At 47.6% G+C, this 23,865-nt stretch carries 19 protein-coding genes; 14 read left to right on the plus strand and 5 right to left on the minus strand.

Annotation, left to right across the window (positions count from 1 at the left end; genetic code table 11):
- Positions 1–91: 91 nt before the first annotated feature.
- Positions 92–1,615, minus strand: a complete 1,524-nt coding sequence (locus K7B67_RS21405) for a glycosyltransferase family 39 protein (RefSeq protein WP_252177873.1) — start codon at positions 1,613–1,615, stop codon at positions 92–94.
- 190 nt (positions 1,616–1,805) lie between these two features.
- Here K7B67_RS21405 and K7B67_RS21410 point away from each other — a divergent pair, with 190 nt between their 5' ends.
- Positions 1,806–2,705 carry an EamA family transporter gene (locus K7B67_RS21410; protein WP_252177874.1) on the plus strand — a complete coding sequence of 300 codons (900 nt, stop codon included), beginning with the start codon at positions 1,806–1,808 and terminating at the stop codon, positions 2,703–2,705.
- 45 nt (positions 2,706–2,750) lie between these two features.
- Here the strand turns inward: K7B67_RS21410 and K7B67_RS21415 are convergent, their stop codons facing one another.
- The gene (locus K7B67_RS21415; RefSeq protein WP_252177875.1) at positions 2,751–3,740 is read right to left on the minus strand and encodes a LysR substrate-binding domain-containing protein; all 990 of its coding nucleotides are present in this window, start codon (positions 3,738–3,740) and stop codon (positions 2,751–2,753) included.
- 202 nt (positions 3,741–3,942) lie between these two features.
- On the opposite strand from K7B67_RS21415, the gene deoC reads away from it, so the two are divergent.
- On the plus strand, positions 3,943–4,719 hold the full coding sequence (gene deoC / locus K7B67_RS21420; RefSeq protein WP_252177876.1) for a deoxyribose-phosphate aldolase: 777 nt from the start codon (positions 3,943–3,945) through the stop codon (positions 4,717–4,719).
- A 41-nt stretch (positions 4,720–4,760) separates the two neighbouring features.
- Here the strand turns inward: deoC and K7B67_RS21425 are convergent, their stop codons facing one another.
- The gene (locus K7B67_RS21425; protein ID WP_252177877.1) at positions 4,761–6,452 is read right to left on the minus strand and encodes a hypothetical protein; all 1,692 of its coding nucleotides are present in this window, start codon (positions 6,450–6,452) and stop codon (positions 4,761–4,763) included.
- Positions 6,453–6,563: 111 nt separating this feature from the next.
- The gene (locus tag K7B67_RS21430) at positions 6,564–8,540 is read right to left on the minus strand and encodes a hypothetical protein (protein WP_252177878.1); all 1,977 of its coding nucleotides are present in this window, start codon (positions 8,538–8,540) and stop codon (positions 6,564–6,566) included.
- A gap of 265 nt (positions 8,541–8,805) precedes the next feature.
- Between K7B67_RS21430 and K7B67_RS21435 the strand changes: the two genes are divergently transcribed.
- Positions 8,806–10,023: a phosphopentomutase gene (locus K7B67_RS21435; RefSeq protein ID WP_252177879.1), complete on the plus strand. Its 1,218-nt coding sequence runs from the start codon at positions 8,806–8,808 to the stop codon at positions 10,021–10,023.
- A gap of 78 nt (positions 10,024–10,101) precedes the next feature.
- The gene (gene deoD, locus K7B67_RS21440; RefSeq protein ID WP_252177880.1) at positions 10,102–10,812 is read left to right on the plus strand and encodes a purine-nucleoside phosphorylase; all 711 of its coding nucleotides are present in this window, start codon (positions 10,102–10,104) and stop codon (positions 10,810–10,812) included.
- Between the two features lie 35 nt (positions 10,813–10,847).
- Here deoD and K7B67_RS21445 read toward each other — a convergent pair whose 3' ends face one another.
- The gene (locus K7B67_RS21445) at positions 10,848–12,002 is read right to left on the minus strand and encodes a metallophosphoesterase (RefSeq protein ID WP_252177881.1); all 1,155 of its coding nucleotides are present in this window, start codon (positions 12,000–12,002) and stop codon (positions 10,848–10,850) included.
- 582 nt (positions 12,003–12,584) lie between these two features.
- Between K7B67_RS21445 and K7B67_RS21450 the strand changes: the two genes are divergently transcribed.
- From K7B67_RS21450 to tkt, 10 genes are all read left to right on the plus strand, one after another.
- Positions 12,585–13,544: a sterol desaturase family protein gene (locus K7B67_RS21450; protein ID WP_252177882.1), complete on the plus strand. Its 960-nt coding sequence runs from the start codon at positions 12,585–12,587 to the stop codon at positions 13,542–13,544.
- On the plus strand, positions 13,541–14,659 hold the full coding sequence (locus K7B67_RS21455) for an acyltransferase (RefSeq protein ID WP_252177883.1): 1,119 nt from the start codon (positions 13,541–13,543) through the stop codon (positions 14,657–14,659). Before K7B67_RS21450 ends, K7B67_RS21455 begins: the two co-directional genes overlap by 4 nt.
- Positions 14,660–14,905: 246 nt before the next feature.
- Positions 14,906–15,556: a hypothetical protein gene (locus tag K7B67_RS21460; RefSeq protein WP_252177884.1), complete on the plus strand. Its 651-nt coding sequence runs from the start codon at positions 14,906–14,908 to the stop codon at positions 15,554–15,556.
- Positions 15,557–15,563: 7 nt separating this feature from the next.
- Positions 15,564–16,394 (plus strand): hypothetical protein, encoded by an 831-nt coding sequence (locus K7B67_RS21465; protein WP_252177885.1) that lies wholly within the window; start codon positions 15,564–15,566, stop codon positions 16,392–16,394.
- Entirely contained in the window at positions 16,391–16,600 is a 210-nt protein-coding gene (locus K7B67_RS21470) for a hypothetical protein (protein ID WP_252177886.1), read from the plus strand. Before K7B67_RS21465 ends, K7B67_RS21470 begins: the two co-directional genes overlap by 4 nt.
- A gap of 504 nt (positions 16,601–17,104) precedes the next feature.
- Positions 17,105–18,160: a sterol desaturase family protein gene (locus tag K7B67_RS21475; RefSeq protein WP_252177887.1), complete on the plus strand. Its 1,056-nt coding sequence runs from the start codon at positions 17,105–17,107 to the stop codon at positions 18,158–18,160.
- Positions 18,157–19,275 carry an acyltransferase gene (locus tag K7B67_RS21480; protein ID WP_252177888.1) on the plus strand — a complete coding sequence of 373 codons (1,119 nt, stop codon included), beginning with the start codon at positions 18,157–18,159 and terminating at the stop codon, positions 19,273–19,275. The genes K7B67_RS21475 and K7B67_RS21480 overlap by 4 nt, the downstream gene beginning before the upstream one ends.
- A gap of 242 nt (positions 19,276–19,517) precedes the next feature.
- Positions 19,518–20,573 carry a sterol desaturase family protein gene (locus K7B67_RS21485; RefSeq protein WP_252177889.1) on the plus strand — a complete coding sequence of 352 codons (1,056 nt, stop codon included), beginning with the start codon at positions 19,518–19,520 and terminating at the stop codon, positions 20,571–20,573.
- Positions 20,570–21,694 carry an acyltransferase gene (locus K7B67_RS21490; protein ID WP_252177890.1) on the plus strand — a complete coding sequence of 375 codons (1,125 nt, stop codon included), beginning with the start codon at positions 20,570–20,572 and terminating at the stop codon, positions 21,692–21,694. Before K7B67_RS21485 ends, K7B67_RS21490 begins: the two co-directional genes overlap by 4 nt.
- 133 nt (positions 21,695–21,827) lie before the next feature.
- Positions 21,828–23,825, plus strand: a complete 1,998-nt coding sequence (tkt, locus tag K7B67_RS21495; protein ID WP_252177891.1) for a transketolase — start codon at positions 21,828–21,830, stop codon at positions 23,823–23,825.
- The last annotated feature ends 40 nt before the right edge of the window (positions 23,826–23,865 follow it).

Raw genomic sequence — 23,865 nt, forward strand, 5'->3', positions numbered from 1 at the left:
ACTCCCTACTCCTTGTGGTGTTTTTATATTATTTGCCAAGTATGCAGGGATTCGCTTCGAAAATGACTGACAGAGCCGTTAGTTGCGCTAACTACAAGCTCGTTAATTGCCCGGACTGAATGGCCTGGCAGTAGAAGAAACTGAAATGGCCAACCAGGCTCTCTCCGTACTCAACCGGAGTTTTCTCCAGCAGTGTGCAATTCATATTCGGAACACTGATGGTATTCTCGTTATCGGGTAGAATCACGATGCCATGGGTCCAGCGGTCAGCGGCGCCAAACCAGCGAACGTACTGACTGGGATCAGAGCTTAAATCACGAACGGGCGCACCCTGGGTGTACCAGGACAACTGACTTGCATAGTGCCAGTTGGTGACCAGCAATGTTGGCTCTTCATAATCCGGATCGGGTTCAATGGTCTGCAATAAGCGTTGACCCTCTTCGGCGGCTTCTTCCCACCCCATTGTTTTTCCCAGCGGGTGCTTCATGTCAGGGAACTCAAGCATGGGCAGGGGAATCACCAAAAACGCCATCAACAACACCGCAGAAAAGCTACCAGAACCTTTTGCCAGCCAGCGAACAGCTCTTGAACCCCAGCACTCTGATACCCATAGTGCCGCAAGAGGAGCCAGCAGATACCAGCTGATCAGCGTCCAGTGGGCTGATGATCGCCCTGCTCCAGACATCCAGAAAAACAGCAGCAGGATAGGCCATGCCATCAGCACCAGGGCCTTCCCGCCGGGATTACCGCTGCGCATCACCCGGGCTGAGCCCAGCAGGCCGCCGATAAATAACAGTGGGGAATAGACACCGATCTGGATCGCTATGGCTTCAAAAGCGCTGGCCAGACTCCATGTACTATCGGACTCTTCGAACTGGTAACCCAGTTGAAACTGGAAGGATGCCCAATCATTTTGCCAGTTCCAATAGAGTACAGGACTGATCATCAACAGCGTGATGGCCATGGTCAGGTAAAGTCCGGGGTGTTTGAGAACGGCAAAACCACGATTCATAAGCAGTATCAGTCCCGATGACAGAGCAAGAGTGACACCTGTGTACTTGGACAACCCCGCCAGGCCAAGGGCAAACCCCAGGCCCAGCCAATTCTGCCAGCGGTCTTTATTTTGCAAAGTAAGGAGAGAATGAAGGCACAGCAGAGCCGCAAAGAGCAGCGGCACTTCCGGTGCCATGGTAATTCCCAGATGGGTGACGATGGCCCCATTGATGATTAATAGGGTAATGGGTGCAAGCCATGGATGGGCTGTGGGAAATAAACGCTCACAGGATCTGGCAAGCAGATACTGACTGGCGGTCAATAATACTATCGGGATCAATCTCAATAAAAAGTCATGATCTGAAAACAACTGTGGAATCGTTTGCAGCCAACCTGTCAGCGGTGGGTGATCCAGATAGCTCCAGTCAAGATAAGTACCGTACAGGGCGTAATGAGCTTCGTAATGAGTCAGTGGAATCAGTGCTGCCAACAAAAGATGTATGGTCAGGAATACCAGAATCAGGGCAGAGGTCAGCCGTTGTGGATTAAACAGTGGGTCAGACAGTGAGTCAGACAGTTTGGGCGGGAACTTGGCAGGCAGGTCTTCTATAGAGGGCAACATCTTGGCTTGGTATCGATACGGAGGTTTTGATTCGATGATTATCCACGGATCAACATGAAAAAATTGCACTTATTTCGGGTCACTGGGTTCCAGAACCGCTGAATTAAAAATAACTGCTAACAGTTCTGGCGAAACTGTGCATTTGGCCTAATGTCATACAGTTAAGATTTCGATGCGGGAAGTTCAGAACGTGTCCAATGCCACTCTCTTTTGTATCTGCTCTCTGGTTTGGGGCTCTACCTGGTATGCTGTCAGCTGGCAGCTGGGAACCGTTGACGCCATGTGGTCAATCGCTTACCGGTTTCTGTCAGGGGCGCTGTTGTTATGGCTAATCTGTCGTTTCAGGGGTAGGTTTTCAGGCTTTACCCGGCAGCAGCATTTGAGACTTTTTTTTCAGGGAACCTTCCTTTGCGGTGTGTCCTACTGGCTGGTCTATGAGAGCGAAAAGTTCATCAGCAGTGGGCTTTCAGCATTGATTTGCACGGGCATTCTTTATTCAAATGTAGTGATTGCCCGGTTTTGGCTGGGACACGCCATTAAACGCTCTGTTCTGATAGGAGCGGCACTGGGCAGTGTCGGTATATTGATGGTGTTTTTCCCCCATATCACGCAGATTGACCCAAGCTCTCAGGAATTGAAGGGGCTGGCACTGGCACTGGTTGCCGTATTGATGTTTTCCATGGGCAGTGTGTCCTGCGAGATTAACGAAAAAGACGGTTTGTCAGTGGTACCGGTGACGGTGTTTACCATGTTGTATGGTGGCCTGGAAATGGTGGGGCTGGCCTTGCTCCGCGGTGTTCCACCTTCGTTTGACTTTAGTCCGGGTTACCTGCTTTCCCTGGTTTATCTGGTGGTTTTTGGTTCAGTTGTCGCCATGACTTCATACCTTTCCCTGATTCAGCGAATGGGATCTGATCGCACCGCTTATGTGGATATTGTCTATCCCATTATTGCCCTCTTGATCTCCACTGCTCTGGAGGGTTACCAATGGACACCGGTGTCAGTATTGGGGGTGGGGATTATTTTGCTGGGCAATGTCTTTGCCATGGGGAACCGCTTTGACCGGCCAAGAACCGAGACCAGCTGTTAAAGCCTGTAAGCTATACAAATGGATGACTTACAGGGCATACAGCCGTCATGGCACGTGATAACCCATGGGCTTCATCGCGTCATACTGTAGCCAGACTTTGTTCAGCCAGCTTTCTTCACCCAGCCAGTCCAGCACCCAGCGAATACCATTGCCCATGACCTCCTTGTTCCAGGCCAGGTAACAACTGTCATTCATGGGAATATCCAGCACATCCCTGCGAACCAGCAATTCCTGCTCAATGTAGGGCTGAACAAAGTGGCTTGGCATGACGGTAATGCCCAACCCTTTCAGCAGACACTCAATGGCCATGCGGAAACTGGGAACCAGGAGAATTTGCTGATCTTCGAGCAGCAGGTTGTAGCCTTGTCGAAAGACTCTGGATGTATCCTGAATGCAGATTGAACTGTAATTCTTCAGCATGTCCTGACTGATGAGACCGGAAATACTGGCTAACGGATGCCCGGGAGACATCACCAGATCCCATTCCAGCGAACCCATGGACTTCCATTCAAAACGATCGTTCGTCTCAATATTGTCCGGAATAGCCTTGGGAGCCCCAATGACCAGTTGGCAACGGTTATGGAACAGGGCATCCCAGGAGCCGTTGTGAACTTCAGTATTGATCACCAGACTGGTTTCCGGGCGAACCGCCTGAAGGTCGCGAATCAGATCGTAAACCATGCCCTGGTTAACAACATTATCCAGGGCAATCTTGATTTCATGTTCCCAGCCGGTAGCCATCTGGCGGGTGGTTTTCTCCAGTTCCTCCAGTTCAGCCAGCAGTTTGCCAGTCTGACGGATAAAGTGTTCGCCTGCCGGGGTCAGTTCAACCCGTTTACTGTCCCTCAGAAACAGTTGCACATCCAGGCGTTCTTCCAGCTTGCGGACGGTATAGCTGATTGCTGAAGGTACTTTATGCAGGTACCTGGCCGCAGCAGTAAAGTTTCTGAAGTGGGCCACGGCTCTGACAATTTCGAGGGATTCCGTTGGGATCATAAGGCGAGTACGACTGTTTGCTGGCTTTATAGTCCCCATAGAGTACTACTTAGGACGTCAGAAAAGCAGTGGTATTATTCAAAAAAGCCGAATGCCCGTCCGAAAATACTTGTTGTATTTACTGGCAGGTATTCTCTAGGATACGCCTTCACTTCAAGCGACCCGGTCCCATGAGGGGCATGTGCTGCACCCTTGCCTACTTCTGCAGTACAGAAACTCTTTTGAATCAGAGGACAGAATCATGACCGATCTCACTGCCAGCAGCCGTAAGGCCCTGCAACTGATGGACCTCACTTCCCTGAATGAAAATGATACGCCGGAAGTGATTATTGATCTTTGCCACAAAGCCAAAACACCAGCAGGCAATACCGCTGCCGTCTGTATTTACCCAAGATTTGTTCCCATCGCCAAAAAGACCCTTAAAGAGCTGGGTCTGAAGGATGTAACGGTTGCTACCGTTACCAACTTTCCCGAGGGCGGTGATGATATTGAGCTGGCGGTCACAGAAACCAGGGCGGCTGTCGTTTATGGTGCCGATGAAGTAGACGTTGTTTTCCCCTATCGCGCCTTTATGGCAGGTGATGAAACGGTTGGAGCTGAGCTGGTTCGTCGTTGCAAAGAAGTCTGTGCAGACAAGGTGATGCTCAAGGTGATCATTGAGTCCGGTGAACTGAAGGATCCGGCCCTGATCCGTCGGGCCAGTGATATTTGCATTGAAGCCGGTGCTGACTTTATCAAAACCTCAACCGGTAAAGTCCCTGTTAATGCGACACCGGAATCTGCCCGCATCATGCTGGAAGCCATTCGCGACAGTGGCAGGCAAAACGTAGGCTTTAAACCTGCTGGTGGCATTCGAACAGCACAGGACGCAGCAGAACACCTGGCTATTGCCGCTGACGTTATGGGAGAGGAGTGGATCGATCGTAACCACTACCGCTTTGGTGCCAGTAGCTTGCTCGGAAGCCTGCTGGTGGCGCTTGGCCTGAAAGAACAGGAAGACGATAAAGGCGGATACTGAGTTTTCTTTCGTCTTTAAAAAAAGTCCGACAGGCTCCTGGGTTAGGAGTCTGTTCTTCGAATTGATTGGCTGGAACGCTGATAAGCGTTCATAAAAGCACGGTAATTTGAGTTCAGCCAAATGGAAAAATCTTTTAAGTGTTTTATCCGATCTTTCAAGTATTTTCTTTTCCTCTCTTTTTGTTCAATTCCATGAGTATGCAGATAGTCTTCGACTTCAGTCAATGACTCAAGCAGTAACAAAGTAGTCTCTGATTGTGTCAGCAGATCTGAAAATCCTGTCCAGAGGGTTAGCATTATGGTTATGAGCTCATTTCTATCAAAAAAGGTTCTTTGCACTCGTTGTTCTATGTAATTTTTCAAGGATAGAAGTAATTCTTGAAATATTTTAGGACTTTCATTACCAGGGTTGTTTTTTGCGTCGGTTAATAGTTTCTTGAATATTTTAAATAATTTCTTTTCTTTTATTTTCTTTTTTTCTTTTCCTTCTGAAGAAATAATGGTGTCATCCCAATATGACGCGCTAAAATAACTCGACATGTTTTCAACATGTATTGTTGCTAATTGTATGGTGAAAGGATCAAGGATCATGCTTACGGACTCAACCAGGTTTGCGAATTGATTACTTGAGGCAACGATTTCTGGATTGTTTTCACCATGCTGTTGCATCACGCTTAACATTCGTATTTCTGATTGTATATAGCGTTGGTAAAGCGGCATTCCGATATTGTTATCGCTATAAGTGAGAAAGGTAATGGCGGCTTCTAGCATTGGGTCAATGGCTATCTCTGGTTCTTCAATAAATAAGGGGTTGTTGTTCATCTGCAGCAAATGGATATAGCTCATTTCTCGCCAGAATTGTATGTCAGAGCTGACGGGGATACATTTTGCAACATTCTTTTTTAAAGTTTTTAGAGTCAATATGGGTTTATTTGTACCTAAAAGGTCAGCTTTTTTATCAAGAATTCTCGCAATGCCAGACAAGCTAGAGGCGTGATTCAGGAATGTTTGAAAAAAGAAATGAGTCGCTTGAGAGTTGGCGCCATTTGAACGGATGGCTGCATAGTAACTCAATATTAATATCGCAAGGCCCTGGGCTTGATGTGGTTTATCTAAATCAATTGGAGATACGGTATCCTCGATAGTATTTAGAATGGTTATCAACCGAACCTGGTCTTCGTTAACCGTTATATTGAGAGCGTGTATCAATTGAGTAAGCATTTTAGCAATTGTCAGGCCTTCATTAGAGATTGACGGAATGTAGTCCAACAGGGTGTTTATGGTGGTTTGATCAAGCCATGTATTCAACCCATTGACAGTGGCGACAATATATTCATGGTTTATTAGAGGAGGCTGAATTTGCAATACAGCCTGTGGCTGAGCTGCTTCAGCCCCCGCTGATGTGCCTGGCTGCGTTCCTTGCTCATTTTCATGGTTCATGGCGAAGACGGCACGGGTCATATTTGAGTTGAGTTCGAAAGGGGGGAGTCTGTCTATGTTAATCAAATAGTCCAGGAAACTGGATTTTTTTTTCATTTCTTCTTCAGTGGTTATTTTTTTTTCAATAAATTCCTCAATCAAAGGTGTTGATAGAATATTTTCTGCCAACACTTTTGAACAGGAGCAAGCCATTATAATCAGACTAAGGAAAGCAGCCGTATGATAGGCTTTGTTTCGATGGGAAAATATTGATTGCTTTGTTGTTTCAGGTAGCTGGGAAGTGGAGTTACTCATAAACATCTGCCTTTTCTAGCTTATGAATGCACAGAAAACCGATCCTTGGATCACAGCGTTGCCGAATTTTTTTGGTGCCAGCAGTTTGTTAGAAACTGCTGGCAGCCTAAATCATAAGTCAGATTCACCACCCTCAGGCTTATTAGTGTCAACATCATCTATGTCAGCTTCATCTATGTCAGCTTCACCATGGTCAGCCTTATTACTGTCAGCATCATCCATATCAGATTCCTCCAGGTCAGATTCATCCGTGTCAGATTCACTACCCTCAGGCTTCTTGCTGACAGCGCCATCTACGTCCGAGTCAACAGGGGGGTCCATATAAAATCCATAGTTGGAACTAAACCATTTGACGAATGCTTGCAACGCTTCTATTCGATCTTGCAGGTGTTTTTTCTTGTTCTCATCACTGTAGGGCCCGCCTTCTGCTTGTGCTGCCTTGTCCGATTCAGCTGTTTCAGGCTGTTCAGAATAGATTGCCAATATTTTTTCTGATCGTTCCAGCAAGTCAGCAAATCCTGAGCCAATGGTGCCCATTATGATTTTGTAATCACCTTCATTATCCTTCAAAGCTTTTCGTAACTGATGCTCTATGTATTTTTGTAGCGATGAAAGCAACTTTTCAAATAATTTAGTGCCGTCCTTCCCGTTATTTTGTTTTGCGTCATCTAATACCTTTTGGAATGTTTCAAATATCGTTTCTTCTTTGCTTTTTTGCTCTGAAGGCTCGGTACCATTTTCTACGACTGAAGGTTCAGTGCTATCTCCCAGCCAGCCTGATGCACGAAAATAACTCGACAAGTTATTAACATGTGATTGCGCGAGTGTTGTCGCGTAAGGATCAAGCAGCATCCCTATGACATAAATCAAACTCGTAAACTGATTATTAGAGGCAACTACCCCAGGATTTGTGTCACTATGTTCTGCTGATACCTGCAATGACCGGGTGAGTGATTCTATATTAAATTCATAAAGTGGCCCCCCGTTCCTGTTAACCCCGTAATTGAGTAGATTGGCAGCGTGCTGAAGTACCGAGTCAGCCGGTTGTTTTTCCTTTTCCTTTTCCTTTTCCTTTTCCTTTTCCTTTTTAGCTTTTAATAACTCATTCACTTGTTGCAAAAAATCACGGCGTGCTTCTTCTAACGCTTTTATTGCATAAAAGACTGAAAACGATTCTTGAACGTTGTCGGATAAAAGTTCGGGGTCTATGGGTTTATCTGTACCTAAAAGGTCACCTTTTTTGCCATGGAGTCTCCCGATGCCAGACAGGCCGACGGCGTGAAGCAGGAATGCGTTAAAAAAGAACTGAACCAACTCAGGGTCTTGTTTATCTGCATGGAGGGCGGCATAGAAACTCACGATTAACATCGCGAGGCTCTGTCTTTGTTGTTTTTTTTCCAAATTGACAGGAGATGATTCCCCCTGGATGGTATTTAAAACACTCATCAGCGTATTCTGGTTGTCGTTAAGTTTTATGTCGAGTATTGCTATCAAATTACTAATCATTACTGAAATTGAATGACCAGCATCGAGATCGGGCTTCGAGATATACTCAAACATAGCGTTTAAAACGTCTTCAGGAATGCCTGTATTCATGCCATTAATTTCGGCTTTAATCTCTTCCAGGCTCATGAACGGAAGTGCTATCTCAACCAGAGGCTGTTGCACCGGTGCTGCTGCAGCTTCAGCTGGAGTAGCAGCTTCAGCCGCAGTTGCAGTTGCAGTTGCAGTTGCAGCGTCCTCTGATTCTTCTGTTTTCTCTTCCTCTTTCTTTGCGACCAGCTCATTATCATGGTTCATGGCAAAGATCAGATGAGTCGTAGTCGAGTTGAGAGCAGAGGGGGCGATTTGCCCCATATGAGCATAATGGTTAGTAATGGCGTCCAGGAAGTCAGAATCTTTTGTCGTTTTAGCTCCGGCAATATTCTCCTCCCCTGGTGTTGGTAAAGGAACATCTGCCAGCAGTTTGGAGCAGGGACACGCCATAGTGATGAGGCCAAGGGCAGCAGCCCACAGTTTCGCCTTTTCACGACGGCAAAATATCGATTGTTTTGCTGTTTCAGGTAGCTGAGAAATTGAGTTAGTCATGACATCTGCCTTATCGGGTTTATGAACGCTCTGATAAAGTAGTCCATGGATTCCAGCAGTGCCCAATTTAGTGAACACTGCCCAGTCATTTTCCAGACGTTCAGCGGGTTAAGTATTAATCACTGTCCTGCTCGGCATGGTTCTGAGTAATAATTAGGGGACTCGCAGGGAATGGCTGAGCCTATGCTGCCTGGCGGTTCGGTCATGGTTCAAGAGTGTCAGCATGTTCCTGCTAATGGGAACTCTCAGGAGTAAGGTATTTCACATGAAACGAGCAATTGTTCTGGTAATGGATTCGTTTGGGATTGGCGCCAGCGCCGATGCCGATCAGTTTGGCGATGCCGGCTCAAATACCATTGGCCACATCGCCAGGGCCTGTGCACAGGGTGAGGCAGACATCGGTCGGGAAGGTGTGCTGGAATTGCCGATCCTGGCCAGTCTTGGTTTGTTGCAGGCGGCTAAAGATTCTTCGGGAGCCTTTCCCGCTGGCATGAACAACAATGTAAAGCTGATCGGTGCCCATGGTTACGCCAGGGAAATTTCCAGTGGCAAGGACACCCCCAGTGGCCATTGGGAAATGATGGGTGTTCCGGTTCTGTTTGACTGGGGCTATTTCAAGGATGAGAACAACAGCTTTCCCAGAGAGCTGCTGGAGCAACTGGTGGAGAAGGCTCGATTGCCGGGTGTCTTGGGTAATTGCCACGCTTCGGGAACAACCATTCTGGAAAACCTCGGCGAAGAACACCTGCGTACCGGCAAGCCTATTGTTTACACATCGGCAGACAGCGTTTTCCAGATTGCCTGCCATGAAGAGACTTTTGGCCTGGACAGACTGTATGAAGTCTGCAAAATCGCCCGTGAGCTCCTCGATCCTTACAATATTGGCCGTGTTATTGCCCGTCCTTTTGTGGGTGATGATGCCGGTGACTTCCAGCGAACCGGGAATCGTCGGGACTACTCGGTTCTGCCCCCTGCTCCCACTCTGCTGGATAAGCTGGTGGCCAGTGGTGGCGAAGTGGTCAGTGTTGGAAAAATCGCCGATATTTTTGCCCATCAGGGTATTACCAGAACGTTGAAGGCCACTGGCATTCCGGCTTTGTTTGAGGCCACCATGCAGGCTCTGGAATCAGCCCCGGATCGTTCCCTGGTCTTTACCAATTTCGTTGATTTTGATTCATCCTTTGGCCATCGTCGTGATGTGGCCGGTTATGCCAGGGCGCTGGAAGAGCTGGACGCCATGTTACCGAGACTGTTCAACGCCATGCAGGAAGACGATGTGCTGATCATCAGTGCCGACCATGGTTGTGATCCTACCTGGCACGGTACCGACCATACCCGTGAACATATACCCGTACTGGTTTATGGCAAAAAGGTGCCACCGGTTTCACTGGGTGGACGGGAGACCTTCGCAGATATTGGCCAGAGCCTGGCCGGTTTCTTTGATCTGGAGCCCATGGATTACGGCACCAGCTTTCTGTCGTAAGCTGAGCTGACTGTTTACCGGCCTGTCCATGGCCCGCTATTTCAAGCGCTCTTTTGCAGAGCCCCGGAGAGGAAAAAAATGACCCCTCATATTCATGCCAAACCCGGTACTTTTGCTGATGTCTGCCTGATGCCAGGTGATCCATTGCGTGCCAAATACATTGCCGAGAACTTTTTGCAAGGCGCTGAACTGGTAAACGACGTTCGTAATATGTTTGGCTACACCGGAACATATAAAGATCGTCGTATATCAGTGATGGGTTCCGGCATGGGCATTCCTTCAGCCTCCATTTACTACAAGGAGCTGATCACTGAATACGGTGTTAACAAACTGATTCGCGTGGGTTCCTGTGGTGCTATCTCTTCTGACGTGAAGCTGCGCGACATCGTGATTGGTATGGGTGCGAGCACTGATTCGAAAGTGAATCGTATCCGCTTTAACGACCATGACTTTGCCGCCATTGCCGATTTTGGCTTGCTGGAGAATGCGGTTAACAGTGCCCGTGACAAGAACATGCCGGTGAAGGTAGGCAATCTCTATTCTGCGGATCTTTTCTACAGCCCCGAGAATAACATGTTCGACATCATGGAAAAGCACGGCATCCTGGGTGTAGAAATGGAAGCCGCAGGTCTTTACGGCGTCTGTGCTGAGTTTGGTGCCAAAGGTCTGGCTATCTGCACCGTCAGTGATCATATTCGCAAGGGTGACGCGCTGTCTCCCGAAGACAGACAGACATCCTTTGACGAGATGATTGTGCTGGCCCTGGACTCTGTGCTGATGGGAGACTGATTACCATTGCTCCCGTCAGACATGCTTCTGAGTACTTAAGTTCCTGAGAATACCGCCTGGTCTCCTGGCATCCCGCCAGGAGCAAAACTGTTTGCAGTAATCGGTGACCGGGTCTCATAAACCATCGTTAATTCCTGACCCTTTTTTTGATAGGGCGCCAGCAGCTTCAGCATTTCAGGATCTTCTTTTATTCGGCTTTTCTGATCTTTTTGGTTGACCGGAATCAGCTGGTAATTATCCAGCGTTAACCGACCGTTTTTCCAGGTAAAGTCAGCCCTGCCAAGGTACTCTCCGTTAGCTCCGGCCTGCATGATCCAGGTATTATTCACCACCTCGGGCTGTTGCAGGGCGGTCCTTGAGTGAGCCCCAATAATGATATCGATAGCACCGACCTCTTTTGCCAGCTCAATATCTCCGGGTGGGGCGTGAGTTCGCCATTGATCGGGAAAGTAGCCCAGGTGAGTCAGGGCAATCACTACGTCAGCCAGTTCCTTGATCTTGGGAACCAGAAGGTTGGCGATGTGTAACGGATTCTTAAAGTCAATGCGCGAGATATTGTCCGGATTGCCTATCTTACGGGTATCCTGTGTAGTCAGGCCAACAATGGCTACGGTTATATCGCCCACATCAATCAGTCGAAAAGCATCAAAGAGGGGGCGGCCAGTGCTGGCGTCGTAGGTATTGGCAGAAAGAAAAGGAAACTTTGCCAGATTTTGCTGCTGGCGGAGCACTTTCATTGAGTGATCAAATTCATGATTGCCGACCACCATGGCATCGTAGCCCATCAGGTTCATGCCTTTGATATCCGGAACGCCACTTTGCAGGGCAGACTCCGGTGTGCCACCGCTGATATCACCACCCGACAGCAGCAGGACTGTACCCCCTTCAGCAGTCACCTCAGCCCGGATGGTGTCAATCAGGGTCTTGCGGGCAGCCATGCCTCCCTCATCCTGCGGGTTTTTCCAGAACTGACCATTGTGGTCATTGGTATGAAGCAGGGTGAGTGTGTGGCTGCGTCCGGAATCGGTCTTCAGGGTTTCATCGGATGAAGAGCATCCCGACACGATCAGCGACAGTGCGAGTGTCGTTGAGACAGCCGTGAGCTTTGAGACAGCCGTGAGCTTTGAGACAGCCGTGAGCTTTGAGACAGCCGTGAGCTTTGAGACAGCCGTGAGCTTTGAGACAGCCATGAGCTTTGAGACAGCCATGAGCTTTGAGACAGCCATGAGCTTTGAGACAGCCATGAGCTTTGAGACAGCCATGAGCGAAGAACGATAGTTTGCACGGCTTTTAAACATAATAAACCGACATGGCTGAATATTTTTTATGGAAAAAGCCAGACAATCTGAGCATGAACATCTTCCAGCAGAGCGCGAATTTTTGAGGGTTCTCAATATATCACTGGTTAATATCAGGGTTTGTCCAGAAATGAGTCGCGGGATGCAAAGTTACTGTAAAGACTTCTAACCAAGGGTTCATCAGCGAAGAATCAATCAAACTTAAGCAATAAAAATACGTATACCTCGTTAGCACTTCACTCAATAAACTTAACAGAGCTGTAAAAATGGACCCGATGTCTTACAGGAACGTTTAATCAATCAGTCATTGAAAAATACAATACGCTGATTATCCATTAGCAGTCGTCAGTCCAATTAATAAAGTGATTTTAAGCCGGAGTTTCAATATGCTTGAGCTGCTTTCAGGGTTACCTTTGCCTGAATGGCTATTGCAGTCGTTAACGGGTTCAATAGAAGAGCCTTCAGAAAGCTCTGATGAGCCCGATTTTTTCAACCAGCAGGATTTTCATCGGATTTATCTTCACATCTTCATTATTTGCGGTTTTCTCGTATATTTACTATTCCCGCAAAGACAATAAAGACACCTCCATAAAAGGTTTCTTCTGCTTCCTGGTACCGAAAAGTATCTACCTGTCGAACTCGTCTTTAGTGGATCTGAAACTGTTTCTGGCCTACCGGATCACCTCCGGCCTGCTATCCCCGATTCTTGGGTTGATGTCCATCACGGCGTTCTCATTGATGTTCAGTGGTTTGCTTGCCAAGTACTGGGTCTCCCCCGGCTGGGCTTCAGGGCCTTATGGACCTTATATTTTTGCCTTGCTGTACCTGCTTATTGCTGACTTTGCTTACTATGTTGCCCATGCCTTGAGTCACAAGAATCCCTTCCTGTGGCAGTTCCATGCGGTGCACCACTCGCCAAAGTTTATGACACCCCTGACGCTCTATCGCCTGCACCCTCTGGATGGGATTACCTTTAAGTCCGTCAAGAATGTTATCGAGGGTTTTCTGCTGGGTGGGCTGATTTTCCTGTTCATGGGTAAAATCGATATCTATCGCATATTTGGTATGAACTTTATCTACTTCGTATTCACCATAGCGGCTTCTAACTTAAGGCATTCCCACATCTGGATTTCCTGGGGCCGTGTTCTTAATCATATTTTTATCAGCCCTGCCCATCACCAGATACACCACAGTGCACGTATGAAGCATTGGGGGAAAAATCATGGTCAGGTGTTCGCTATCTGGGACTGGATGTTCGGTACTTTGCTGCTGCCATCGGAAGAAATCAGGAAAAACCTGGTGATGGGTCTGTTCGTTAATAAGCCGGATCCTCATACCGGGCTCAGGGCAGCCACTGCTTATCCCTTCCAGATGATCGGGAAAATGCTCAGGCAGCGTTACAAAACGTTCAAATCCGGGTCGGCTGCATCATGAATACCCGTGTATCCCTGTATCTGGACTTGTTGCGATTCCTGGCTGCATTTATCGTGATGATCTCCCATGTTGCCATGGAGAGAATCACTGGTGGCTCCTGGCAATGGATCAGAGATCTGCGTATTGGCAGTGATACGGTCATTGTTTTCTTTGTTTTGTCCGGGTATGTCATTGCCTACGTTGCCGACATCAAACGGGAAGATAGAAAAAACTACCTTATTAACCGGTTCTCCAGACTTTACTCTGTGGTGATCCCAGCCCTGCTGTTGACTATGTTTGTTGACTGGCTGGGAATCATGATGGCCCAGGATTTCTATGAAACCTTCTGGTACTCAAAGTTTCATGATTTAGCCCGGTTCTTTGCCAGTTTCTTCTATGTCAACCAGATCTGGACCATCAATATCAGACCCTTCAGTAACGGGCCTTTCTGGTCGCTGAGTTACGAGTTCTGGTATTACATGATGTTCTTCACGGTCTTTTACTTTACCGGGTACAAGCGAATTATCCTCACCGCCCTGGTGCTGGCGATTATGGGATTGAAATTATGGCTCCTCGCTCCTGTCTGGTGGATGGGTGTCTGGACTTACCGAAAGAGCAAAACGATTGAGCATTCCAGTGGCACCGGCTGGCTACTGTTTCTGAGCCCCATTGTGATTTATGGTCTTATTAAATACCTGGGGATCAGCGATGTTCTGCTGGATTGGACCAACAACACTCTGGGCTCCAGTACGGTGTTCAGATGGCTCAGGTACTCGGATGAGTTCATCATCAGCTACGTCTACATGATCTTGATTTCCATGCACTTCTTGGGTCTGGTGACGGTGGCTAAAAATAACCTGGCCTGGCTGGAACGTTGGCAGAAGCCGATTCGCTTTTGGGCAGGACTGACCTTCTCCCTGTACCTCTTCCATTACCCGCTGATGAATTTCTTTGCGGCAGTCTTCCCGGGTGATATCCATTCAGGATGGCGACACCTGTCGATTATTGCAGGCATCATGATCATCACCGTTATTGTTGGTACTGCGACAGAGCGACATAAATACAAGGTCAGGGATTTGTTCCGAAGGCTTTGGGACAGTTTCAGTTCCAAAAAGGCAAACATTCAAATAACCTGATATAAAAAAGCCTCCAGTTGGGGGCTTTTTTATTGGTATTACTGTACTTTAAAGTGGCACAAAATCACGAAAATGCCAGCCGATTACAGGGGGGCTGAATAGTTACAAACCATCAACCAATGAGTCAGTCATAGGTGTTCAACAATAGACTGCTTGAGATGCAACCAACCTTGCAAACACTCAATAGATCAAACACAAGGCAGGTAATATGCTATCTTTTGCAGAACTTTTCTGCAGGAGTCCCTAATGACAACAGAAGTCGTCGTTATGAATAAATCAGCGATAGCAATGGCTGCTGATAGTGCGGTAACCATATCTGGTGGAGACCAGATCGCTCCTAAGATATACAACAGTGTTAACAAACTTTTTCAGCTCTCAAAGGTCGCGCCTGTTGGGGTTATGATTTACGGGGGTGCTGAGATAATGGGAGTTCCTTGGGAAACCATTATCAAAACATACCGCCAAAAGTTAGGTTCTGTAACATTTGATAGCCTGGAAGAGTATGCCAGTCATTTCCTGACGCACCTCGAATCTGACGCAAATTTATTCTCAGACGAAATGAGTGTGCGATATTTTGAAACTCATATAAAAGGCCTTTTACTCCATATTTTTAAACCCCTGATCAGCTATCTCGATAGCCATAGTATTGCCAAGATGAGTGATAAAGAGGTTCAGTGGGAACTAGGTAGACAGCTCGGAATGTCCCTTGCACAGATACAGGATTTCATTAAGCAACATCAGCAAATCCCCAGAGCTGACGAAGATTTTTATTCAGAGCTAAAAGAGGATATTGAAAGCAGTCTCTCCAAGATTTTAAAAGCTCTCGCCTCCGAAAGCCCGCTAGCCCGGATATTTCATAAACGTGCTCCCGATCTCGCTTGTCCTTTGCCGCTCTAAGGGAGTTTTGCTCAGTCGACCGTACTCCCCGGTACGGCGCTCCCTCGCAAAATCCCTTAGAGCGACAAAGTCCTGCGCGAGATTCGGGGCAGTTTATGAAATATCCGGGCTAGAAGAACACATCGATTATTTTGTAGAAAAATACTCAAGTGCATTGGTAAATATTATCACTGAAGCCTTCCTGATCAGTCACGCCTTTACAGGCCAACACAGCGGCTTGGTTATATCCGGTTTCGGGGAAAAAGAGCTTTTTCCTTCAACTTTTTCATTCAATATTGAGGGAACATACAAACGATTAAAGTACTGGGATAACAGCTCAGCAGTTATAGATCTTGATAATACAGTAACAATATTACCATTTGCTCAAAGTGACGTTATAAGCACATTTATGGATGGAGTTCACCCCGACTACATCAACTCTGTGAATGACCTAATCCACGGCATTGCCGCATCCTATCCAGAAGCAGTTGAGAAACTTCTAGCTGAAGAAGCTGATACAGCTTCGAAAATCGTGTCTAAACTCGGTCGATTTGGCTCAATAGGAGCAAGACGTGTAGGCGAAGAATTCCAAAACATGCTCAGAGAGCGGAACTCTAGCCCAATTATAAATGCTGTAAGCTTTCTGCCTCGCGACGAGCTTGCAAGACTGGCCGAATCGCTTATAAACTTGACATCAGTGAAGCGAAGAATGTCAACAGACTCTGAAACTGTTGGAGGGCCCGCAGATGTTGCCGTTATAACTAAAGGTGATGGTTTTGTCTGGATTAATCGTAAACATTACTTCGATCCAAAACTAAATCACCATCTTATGGCCAAATATTCAGGAGGTACGGTATGACAACCTTTAACTCTCTGTTTTATAACGAGAAAAATAAAAAAAATAAAGCTAAGCCTCTGGATTTACACTCTTCAGGAGCATCAGAGCAGCAATCACCCAGCAGAAAGCTTTCTGAAACCCTGAAAGAAGCATTTTTTGAAGGTTTTAACCAAAGCAGCTCAGACTGTCACGAGAATCGTAAGCTAAAAGCTCGCAAAGCACATTAACCCAAAGCTTAACAGCCCTTTGTGAATAATGTTCATTTAGGGTTTTGACGTCCCTGCCCTTACCTCCCTTTTGAATCCCAGGTAAGCGCATTCAAAACTCACGCCCTACCGCTCTAACCCTACTGTGAAATCATAAGTCTTCAGTCTACAAAGAGGCAAAGATGTCTACACACCATTCATTCCTGACGTGATTCCGGATTAAGTCAGAACGCCTGATGTAAGCAACACAACGTCAGGCCAAACCAGTTTTGGTACCTAGTTTATAGTCGTGACTCTAAACTCAACTGGGATTAAATACCTATAATAGTGCGGCTATCGCTTAGTTAAATTCTTTTAACTTTTTTTTTACTATGGACTGATTATTATCCTGAGAATATTTTTTCGGGCCTCACCTTAAAAGCAAGGCAGCCATTTAGAAAAATTAAATTGTGGTATTTACCTTATCAGCCTTCATCACAGTCACGGTAAATATCTGAATGAAAACAGTACATCAGGAGTATGTATATGCCTGAGGCTCTTCTTGGCTTCTTGAATAGCGTTTTACCTGCATGGCTCTTCGACGTTGTCGAAAGAACGTTCGTCAGCCTTTATAGCGGTATTACTGCCCCGATTTTATCAACGGGCCGTATGCATGTAGGTTTCCTTTTTACCTCGGCTCTGTTTGCCCTGTTTTCTTACCTTTATTACTCAAAAAAGGATAATCAGGAACATTCTGTAAAGGGGTTTTTCAGTTTTCTGACCCCCAAAAGCATTTACCTGAGTTCGTCGAGCTGGGTAGACCTGAAAATCTATCTCGGTAACACAGCGATCAAAGGTTTGATCGCACCTTTCAGGTTGTTGCTATCCACGGCATCGTTCTCTTTTCTTGTCAATTCTTTGCTTTCTCACTACTGGACATCACCCGGGTGGTCAGAAGGTCCTTTCGGACTTTACCTGTTTGCGCTGATTTATATGCTGGTCTCCGACTTTGCTTATTACGTTGGCCATACTGCAGCTCACAAATTCCCGCTGCTTTGGGAAATCCATGCGCTGCACCATTCACCCCGAACCATGACACCGCTCACCCTGTACCGGGTTCATCCGCTGAACTTTATGTTTGGAGGTTTGGTCAGAAGCTCCATTGCCGGTTCAATGATGGGCTTATTACTGTTCCTGTTCATGGGTAAAGTCGAAGTTTATACCATCCTGGGCATCAGCTTCCTTTCCTTCCTGTTCAGGATGGCAGGATCTAACCTGAGGCACTCTCATATCTGGGTTTCCTGGGGCCACGTACTGAATCATATTTTTATCAGTCCTGCTCACCACCAGATCCACCACAGTTCAAGAATAAAGCACTGGGGTAAAAACAATGGCCAGGTCTTTGCGATCTGGGACTGGATGTTCGGTACTCTTGTTCTTCCCACCGAAGAATTAAGAAACACTCTGGTGTTTGGACTGACTCCCAACGACCCTGACCCTCATGTTGATTTGAAAACCGCGTACATGGGGCCCCTGAAAAACATGTGGGAAATGACTCGCAGGCGATTCACCAGAACTCGTCATACGGAGAGCTCGGCATGAATGTCAGGGTTTCTCTCTATCTTGACCTGCTGCGCTTTGGCGCAGCATTTATTGTTATGTTGTCGCATGTTGCCATAGAGCGTGCTACCGGCGGTGTCTGGCAATGGGTCAGGGATCTGCGTATTGGCAGTGATACGGTCATTGTTTTCTTCGTGTTGTCAGGCTACGTGATTGCTTACGTAGCCGATCAGAAAAAAGAAGACCGAACCAGTTACCTGATTAACCGGCTCTCAAGATTGTATTCTGTCGTCATACCCGCACTGCTGCTGACGATGGTGGTCGATGGGCTTGGGATACTGCTGAACCCGGAATATTACCGAACCTTCTGGTACATTCCTTACAGCAATATTGAGCGTTTTTTTGCCAGCTTCTTTTATATTAATCAGATCTGGACCATCAACATACGCCCCTTCAGTAACGGTCCTTTCTGGTCCCTGAGCTATGAATTCTGGTACTACATGATGTTTTTTGCCGTCTTCTACTTCCAGGGTGGCAAACGTATCCTGCTGACGGCACTGGTGCTGGCGATCATGGGTCTTAAGCTTTGGCTGTTAGCGCCCGTCTGGTGGATGGGGGTGTGGACTTACAGAAAGAGCCAGACCATCAACCATTCCAGTTCAACCGGCTGGTTTCTGTTCCTGAGCCCGATTGTGATTTACGCACTCATCAAATACTTCGGTATCAGCGATGTTCTGCTGGATTGGACCAACAGCACGCTCGGCAGCGATACCGTTTATAAATGGCTTAGATTCTCAGACGAATTCATCATCAGTTATGTCTACATGATTCTGGTGTCCATGCACTTTCTTGGGCTGGTGACCGTGGCCAAAAACAGCCTTTTCTGGCTCGAGAGATGGCAGAAGGCTATTCGATATTGGGCGGGTCTGACGTTTTCCCTGTACCTTTTTCATCACCCATTATTGAACTTGTTTGTTGCCGTGTTTCCGGGTGATGTTCATTCACCTCTGCGTCACCTGGCTATGGTGGTGGGCATTGTTGCTGTGACAGTGGTTGTGGGTAGTGTAACTGAGAAACATAAGTATAAAGTCAGAAGTCTGTTTCAGTGGATCTGGCAAAAAATTTCTGCAAGATCAAGCCAGCCCCAGACAAGTTGAGAGCAGAAAGGTTGGGGCTATTAGCCCCTCCAACAAACACCTATGCAGATACGGTCATCACCTGATTAATTCTTGTTAACTTTTTTTTTACTATGAACTGATTATTATCCGAAGAATACTTTTTCAGGCCTCGCCTTACAAAAGATGGCCATTTAGAAAACTGAATCGTGGTATTTACCTAGACAGCCTTTATTAAAATACGGGTGAATATCTAAACTTAAACGGTACATCAGGAGTATTAAATGCCTGAGACTCTTATTAGCTTCTTGAATAGCGTTTTACCCGCATGGCTCTCGGAAGCTTTGATCAATGCAGGCAACAGTTTGTACGACGCATTGACCATATCTTTTCTTTCAACAAGCAGGCTCCATGTCGGCTTTTTGTTGTCATCGGCGTTGTTTGCCCTTGTTTCCTATATTTATTACTCAAAAAAAGATCATCAAGACTATTCAGTCAAAGGTTTTTTCAGCTTTCTCACTCCCAAAAATATCTACCTGAGTCGTTCTGCCTGGGCCGACGTGAAGATCTTTCTGGGCAACAGTGTTATCCAGGGACTGTTAACGCCCCTTAAACTGTTGCTGTCGTCTGCATCCTTTGCCTTCCTGATGAACAGCTTTTTATCCAGCACATGGACATCCCCTGGCTGGACCGGAGGCCCTTACGGATTTATCCTGTTTGCCTTCGTTTACATGATGGTGTCTGACTTCGCTTATTACGTTGCCCATACGGTTAACCATAAACTGCCGTTTTTCTGGGAGATTCATGCAGTTCACCATTCTCCCAAGACGATGACGCCCCTCAGTCTGTACAGAAAACACCCGCTGGACTTTATTTTTGACGGTGTTATCAGACGCTCGATTTCCGGATCGCTTATGGGGATTCTGCTGTTCCTGTTTATGGGCAAAGTCGACGTCCTGACTATCCTGGGGCTTAGCTTTACCTCCTTCGTATTCAGATTTGCCGGTTCCAACCTCAGACACTCTCATATCTGGTTACACTGGGGCCACGTTCTAAACCATATCTTTATCAGCCCGGCTCATCACCAGATCCACCACAGCACCCGAATGAAACACTGGGGCAAAAATAATGGTCAGGTACTGGCTATCTGGGACTGGATGTTCGGCACCCTGGTGCTTCCTACCGAGGATCTGAGAAACAACCTGACCTTCGGTCTGGTAAACAATGAGCCAGATCCTTACCTTGACCTGAGAACCGCCTACGTTCGGCCACTTGAAAACATGTGGCAAATGACCTGGGCGCGTTTCAGTCGTCAGAAACCGTCGGGACAGCCATCATGAATACTCGGGTTTCTCTTTACCTTGATCTGCTGCGCTTTAGCGCAGCCATGATGGTGATGTTTTACCATGTGGCGTTAAGCAGGATCTCGGGCGGTGTCTGGCAATGGTACAGGGACTCCCACATCGGTAGCGACGTCGTTATTCTGTTTTTTATTCTCTCCGGCTATGTCATTGCTTACGTGGTGGATGCCAAAAAAGAGAATAAAACGGACTATATGGTTAATAGACTCTCCCGATTATACTCGGTCATCGTGCCAGCGCTTTTGCTGACTATGGTTGTGGATACCATCGGCATTTACCTGTCTCCAGACTTCTATATACCCTGGATTAATTCTTATGCTATCTACGACAATGTAACGAGTTTTTTTGCCAACCTGTTTTTTGTCAATCAGATCTGGACCTTCCATATCCGTCCATCCACTAACGGCCCATTCTGGTCCCTGAGTTATGAGTTCTGGTACTACATGCTGTTTTTTGCGGTGTGTTATTTCACCGGCAAAAAAAGAGTGTTGCTGGCGCTGTTGATCCTGCTGATTATGGGGCCCAAGCTCTGGGTGTTGGCTCCCACCTGGTGGCTGGGTGTCTGGACTTACCGAAAAAGCCAGACTATCAATCATTCTCAGGTCATCGGTTGGCTGCTGTTCCTGAGTCCTATCGCTATTTATACGGCCATCAAGTATTTCGGTATTGATGCCGACCTGCTGATCTGGACCAAAGAAGTTCTGGGTAAAGAAACGGTTTCTACCTGGCTGAGATACTCCGATGAGTTCATCATCAGCTTTGTTTACGCGGTACTGGTTTCCATGCACTTTCTGGGTTTGGTTACGGTAGCCAAAAAGCATTTGTTCTGGCTGGAGCGATTTAAAAAGCCCATCCGTTTCTGGGCCGGCCTGACATTCTCTCTCTACCTGTTCCATTCACCGTTGATGAACTTCTTTGCTTCGGTGTTGCCCGGAGACATTACTTCGGTGTGGAGACACCTTGCCATAGTCGTTTGTATTATGCTGGTGACGGTTGCCCTGGGCAGCCTTACTGAAAAGCATAAGTATAAAGTCCGGAACCTGTTCCGCTGGATCTGGCAACAACTCAGTACCAGGAAAACTCAGGTTCAGACCACCTGATACAAAAAAGCCTCCGGTGGTAGTTGAACCGGAGGTTTCAGGATAGTCATTTATAGCAATTTCAGTTTTTAACTGAAGGCATTAGAATAACCGCCTATTTACAACAGACTGGATCTTCGGAGCCCTGATTCCTATGTCCTCACGTCGTGAGCTAGCCAATGCCATCCGCGCCCTGAGTATGGACGCTGTACAGAAAGCCAAGTCCGGACACCCCGGTGCCCCAATGGGTATGGCCGATATTGCTGAAGTATTGTGGCGTGATTATCTGAATCACAACCCGGCTAACCCTGAGTGGGCTGACCGTGACCGTTTTGTTCTGTCCAACGGTCATGGTTCCATGCTGCTTTACTCCCTGCTGCACCTGAGCGGTTACGATGTGTCTGTTGAAGACCTCAAGAGCTTCCGTCAGCTGCACTCGAAAACCGCAGGTCACCCTGAGTACGGTTACGCTCCGGGCATTGAGACCACTACCGGTCCCCTGGGTCAGGGTATTGCCAATGCCGTGGGTATGGCGGTGGCCGAAAAGACTCTGGCGGCTCAGTTCAACCGTGAAGGTCACGACATTGTTGACCACAACACCTATGTCTTCATGGGTGACGGTTGCATGATGGAAGGTATCTCCCACGAGGTCTGCTCTCTGGCAGGGACTCTGGAGCTGGGCAAACTGATCGTTTTCTACGACGACAATGGCATCTCCATTGATGGTGAAGTGGAAGGCTGGTTCACCGACGACACTGTTCAGCGTTTCGAATCCTACAACTGGCACGTTGTTCCAAATGTTGACGGTCACGATCCCAAAGCCATCCGTGCCGCCATCGAAGCTGGCCGTGCTGAAACCACCAAACCGACCCTGATCTGCTGCAAAACCATCATTGGTTTTGGTTCCCCCAACAAGGAAGGCAAGGAAGTGTGCCACGGTGCCCCGCTGGGTGACGAAGAGATCCAACTGACCCGCGAGCGTCTGGGTTGGAAACACCCTGCTTTTGAAATTCCGTCTGACATCTACAGCCAATGGAATGCCAAAGAAGCCGGTACTGCCAAAGAAGCCGCGTGGAACGACAAGTTTGCTGCTTACCAGACAGCTTACCCTGAACTGGCAGCAGAATACCTTCGTCGTCAGAAAGGCCAACTGCCTGCTGACTTTTCTACCAAGGCGGATGAGTACATCCAGTCCTGTCAGGCAGAAGGTGAAAAAGTCGCCAGCCGCAAAGCGTCCCAGAACACTCTGAATGCTTTCGGTCCGCTGTTGCCTGAACTGCTGGGTGGTTCTGCTGACCTGGCCGGTTCCAACCTGACTCTGTGGAGCGGCTCTAAAGGTGTTAAGCCTGCTGATGCCAGCGGCAACTATGTATTCTACGGTGTACGTGAATTCGGCATGACCGCCATGATGAACGGTATTGCCCTGCACGGTGGCTTCGTACCCTACGGTGCTACTTTCCTGGTCTTCATGGAATACGCCTGTAACGCTGTGCGCATGGCCGCTCTGATGAAGCAGCGTGCTATCCAGGTTTACACCCATGACTCGATTGGCCTGGGTGAAGACGGTCCTACTCACCAGCCTGTAGAACAGATTGCCAGCCTGCGTCTGACTCCAAACGTCAATGCCTGGCGTCCCTGTGACACCGTTGAATCGGCGGTGGCCTGGAAACATGCGATTGAGCGTGAAGATGGCCCCAGTGCGCTGATCTTCTCTCGTCAGGGTCTGCCCTGCATGTCCCGTGAAGCCGATCAGGTAGCTGACATTGCCCGGGGTGGTTATGTACTGAAGGATTGCCAAGGCACGCCAGAGCTGATCCTGATCGCTACCGGTTCTGAAGTGGAACTGGTTATCAATGCTGAAGCGGTACTGACCGAACAGGGTCGCAAGGTTCGCGTTGTCTCCATGCCATCCACGGACGTTTTCGATGTTCAGGATGCGCAATACAAGCAGAGCGTTCTGCCTCTGGAAGTTCCTGCCCGTATTGCCGTTGAAGCGGCTGCGGCTGATTTCTGGTACAAGTACGTTGGCCTGGACGGACGGGTTATCGGCATGACCACTTTCGGTGAGTCTGCACCGGCTGGCGACCTGTTCCCATACTTCGGGTTTACGGTAGAGAATATTGTTGCTGCGGCTGAAGAGATTCTGGACTGATCGCAACAGGGAACTTGATGCCCTGAATGGCTTTTAAAGC

This window comes from Endozoicomonas sp. 4G (assembly GCF_023822025.1).
Lineage (GTDB): Bacteria > Pseudomonadota > Gammaproteobacteria > Pseudomonadales > Endozoicomonadaceae > Endozoicomonas_A.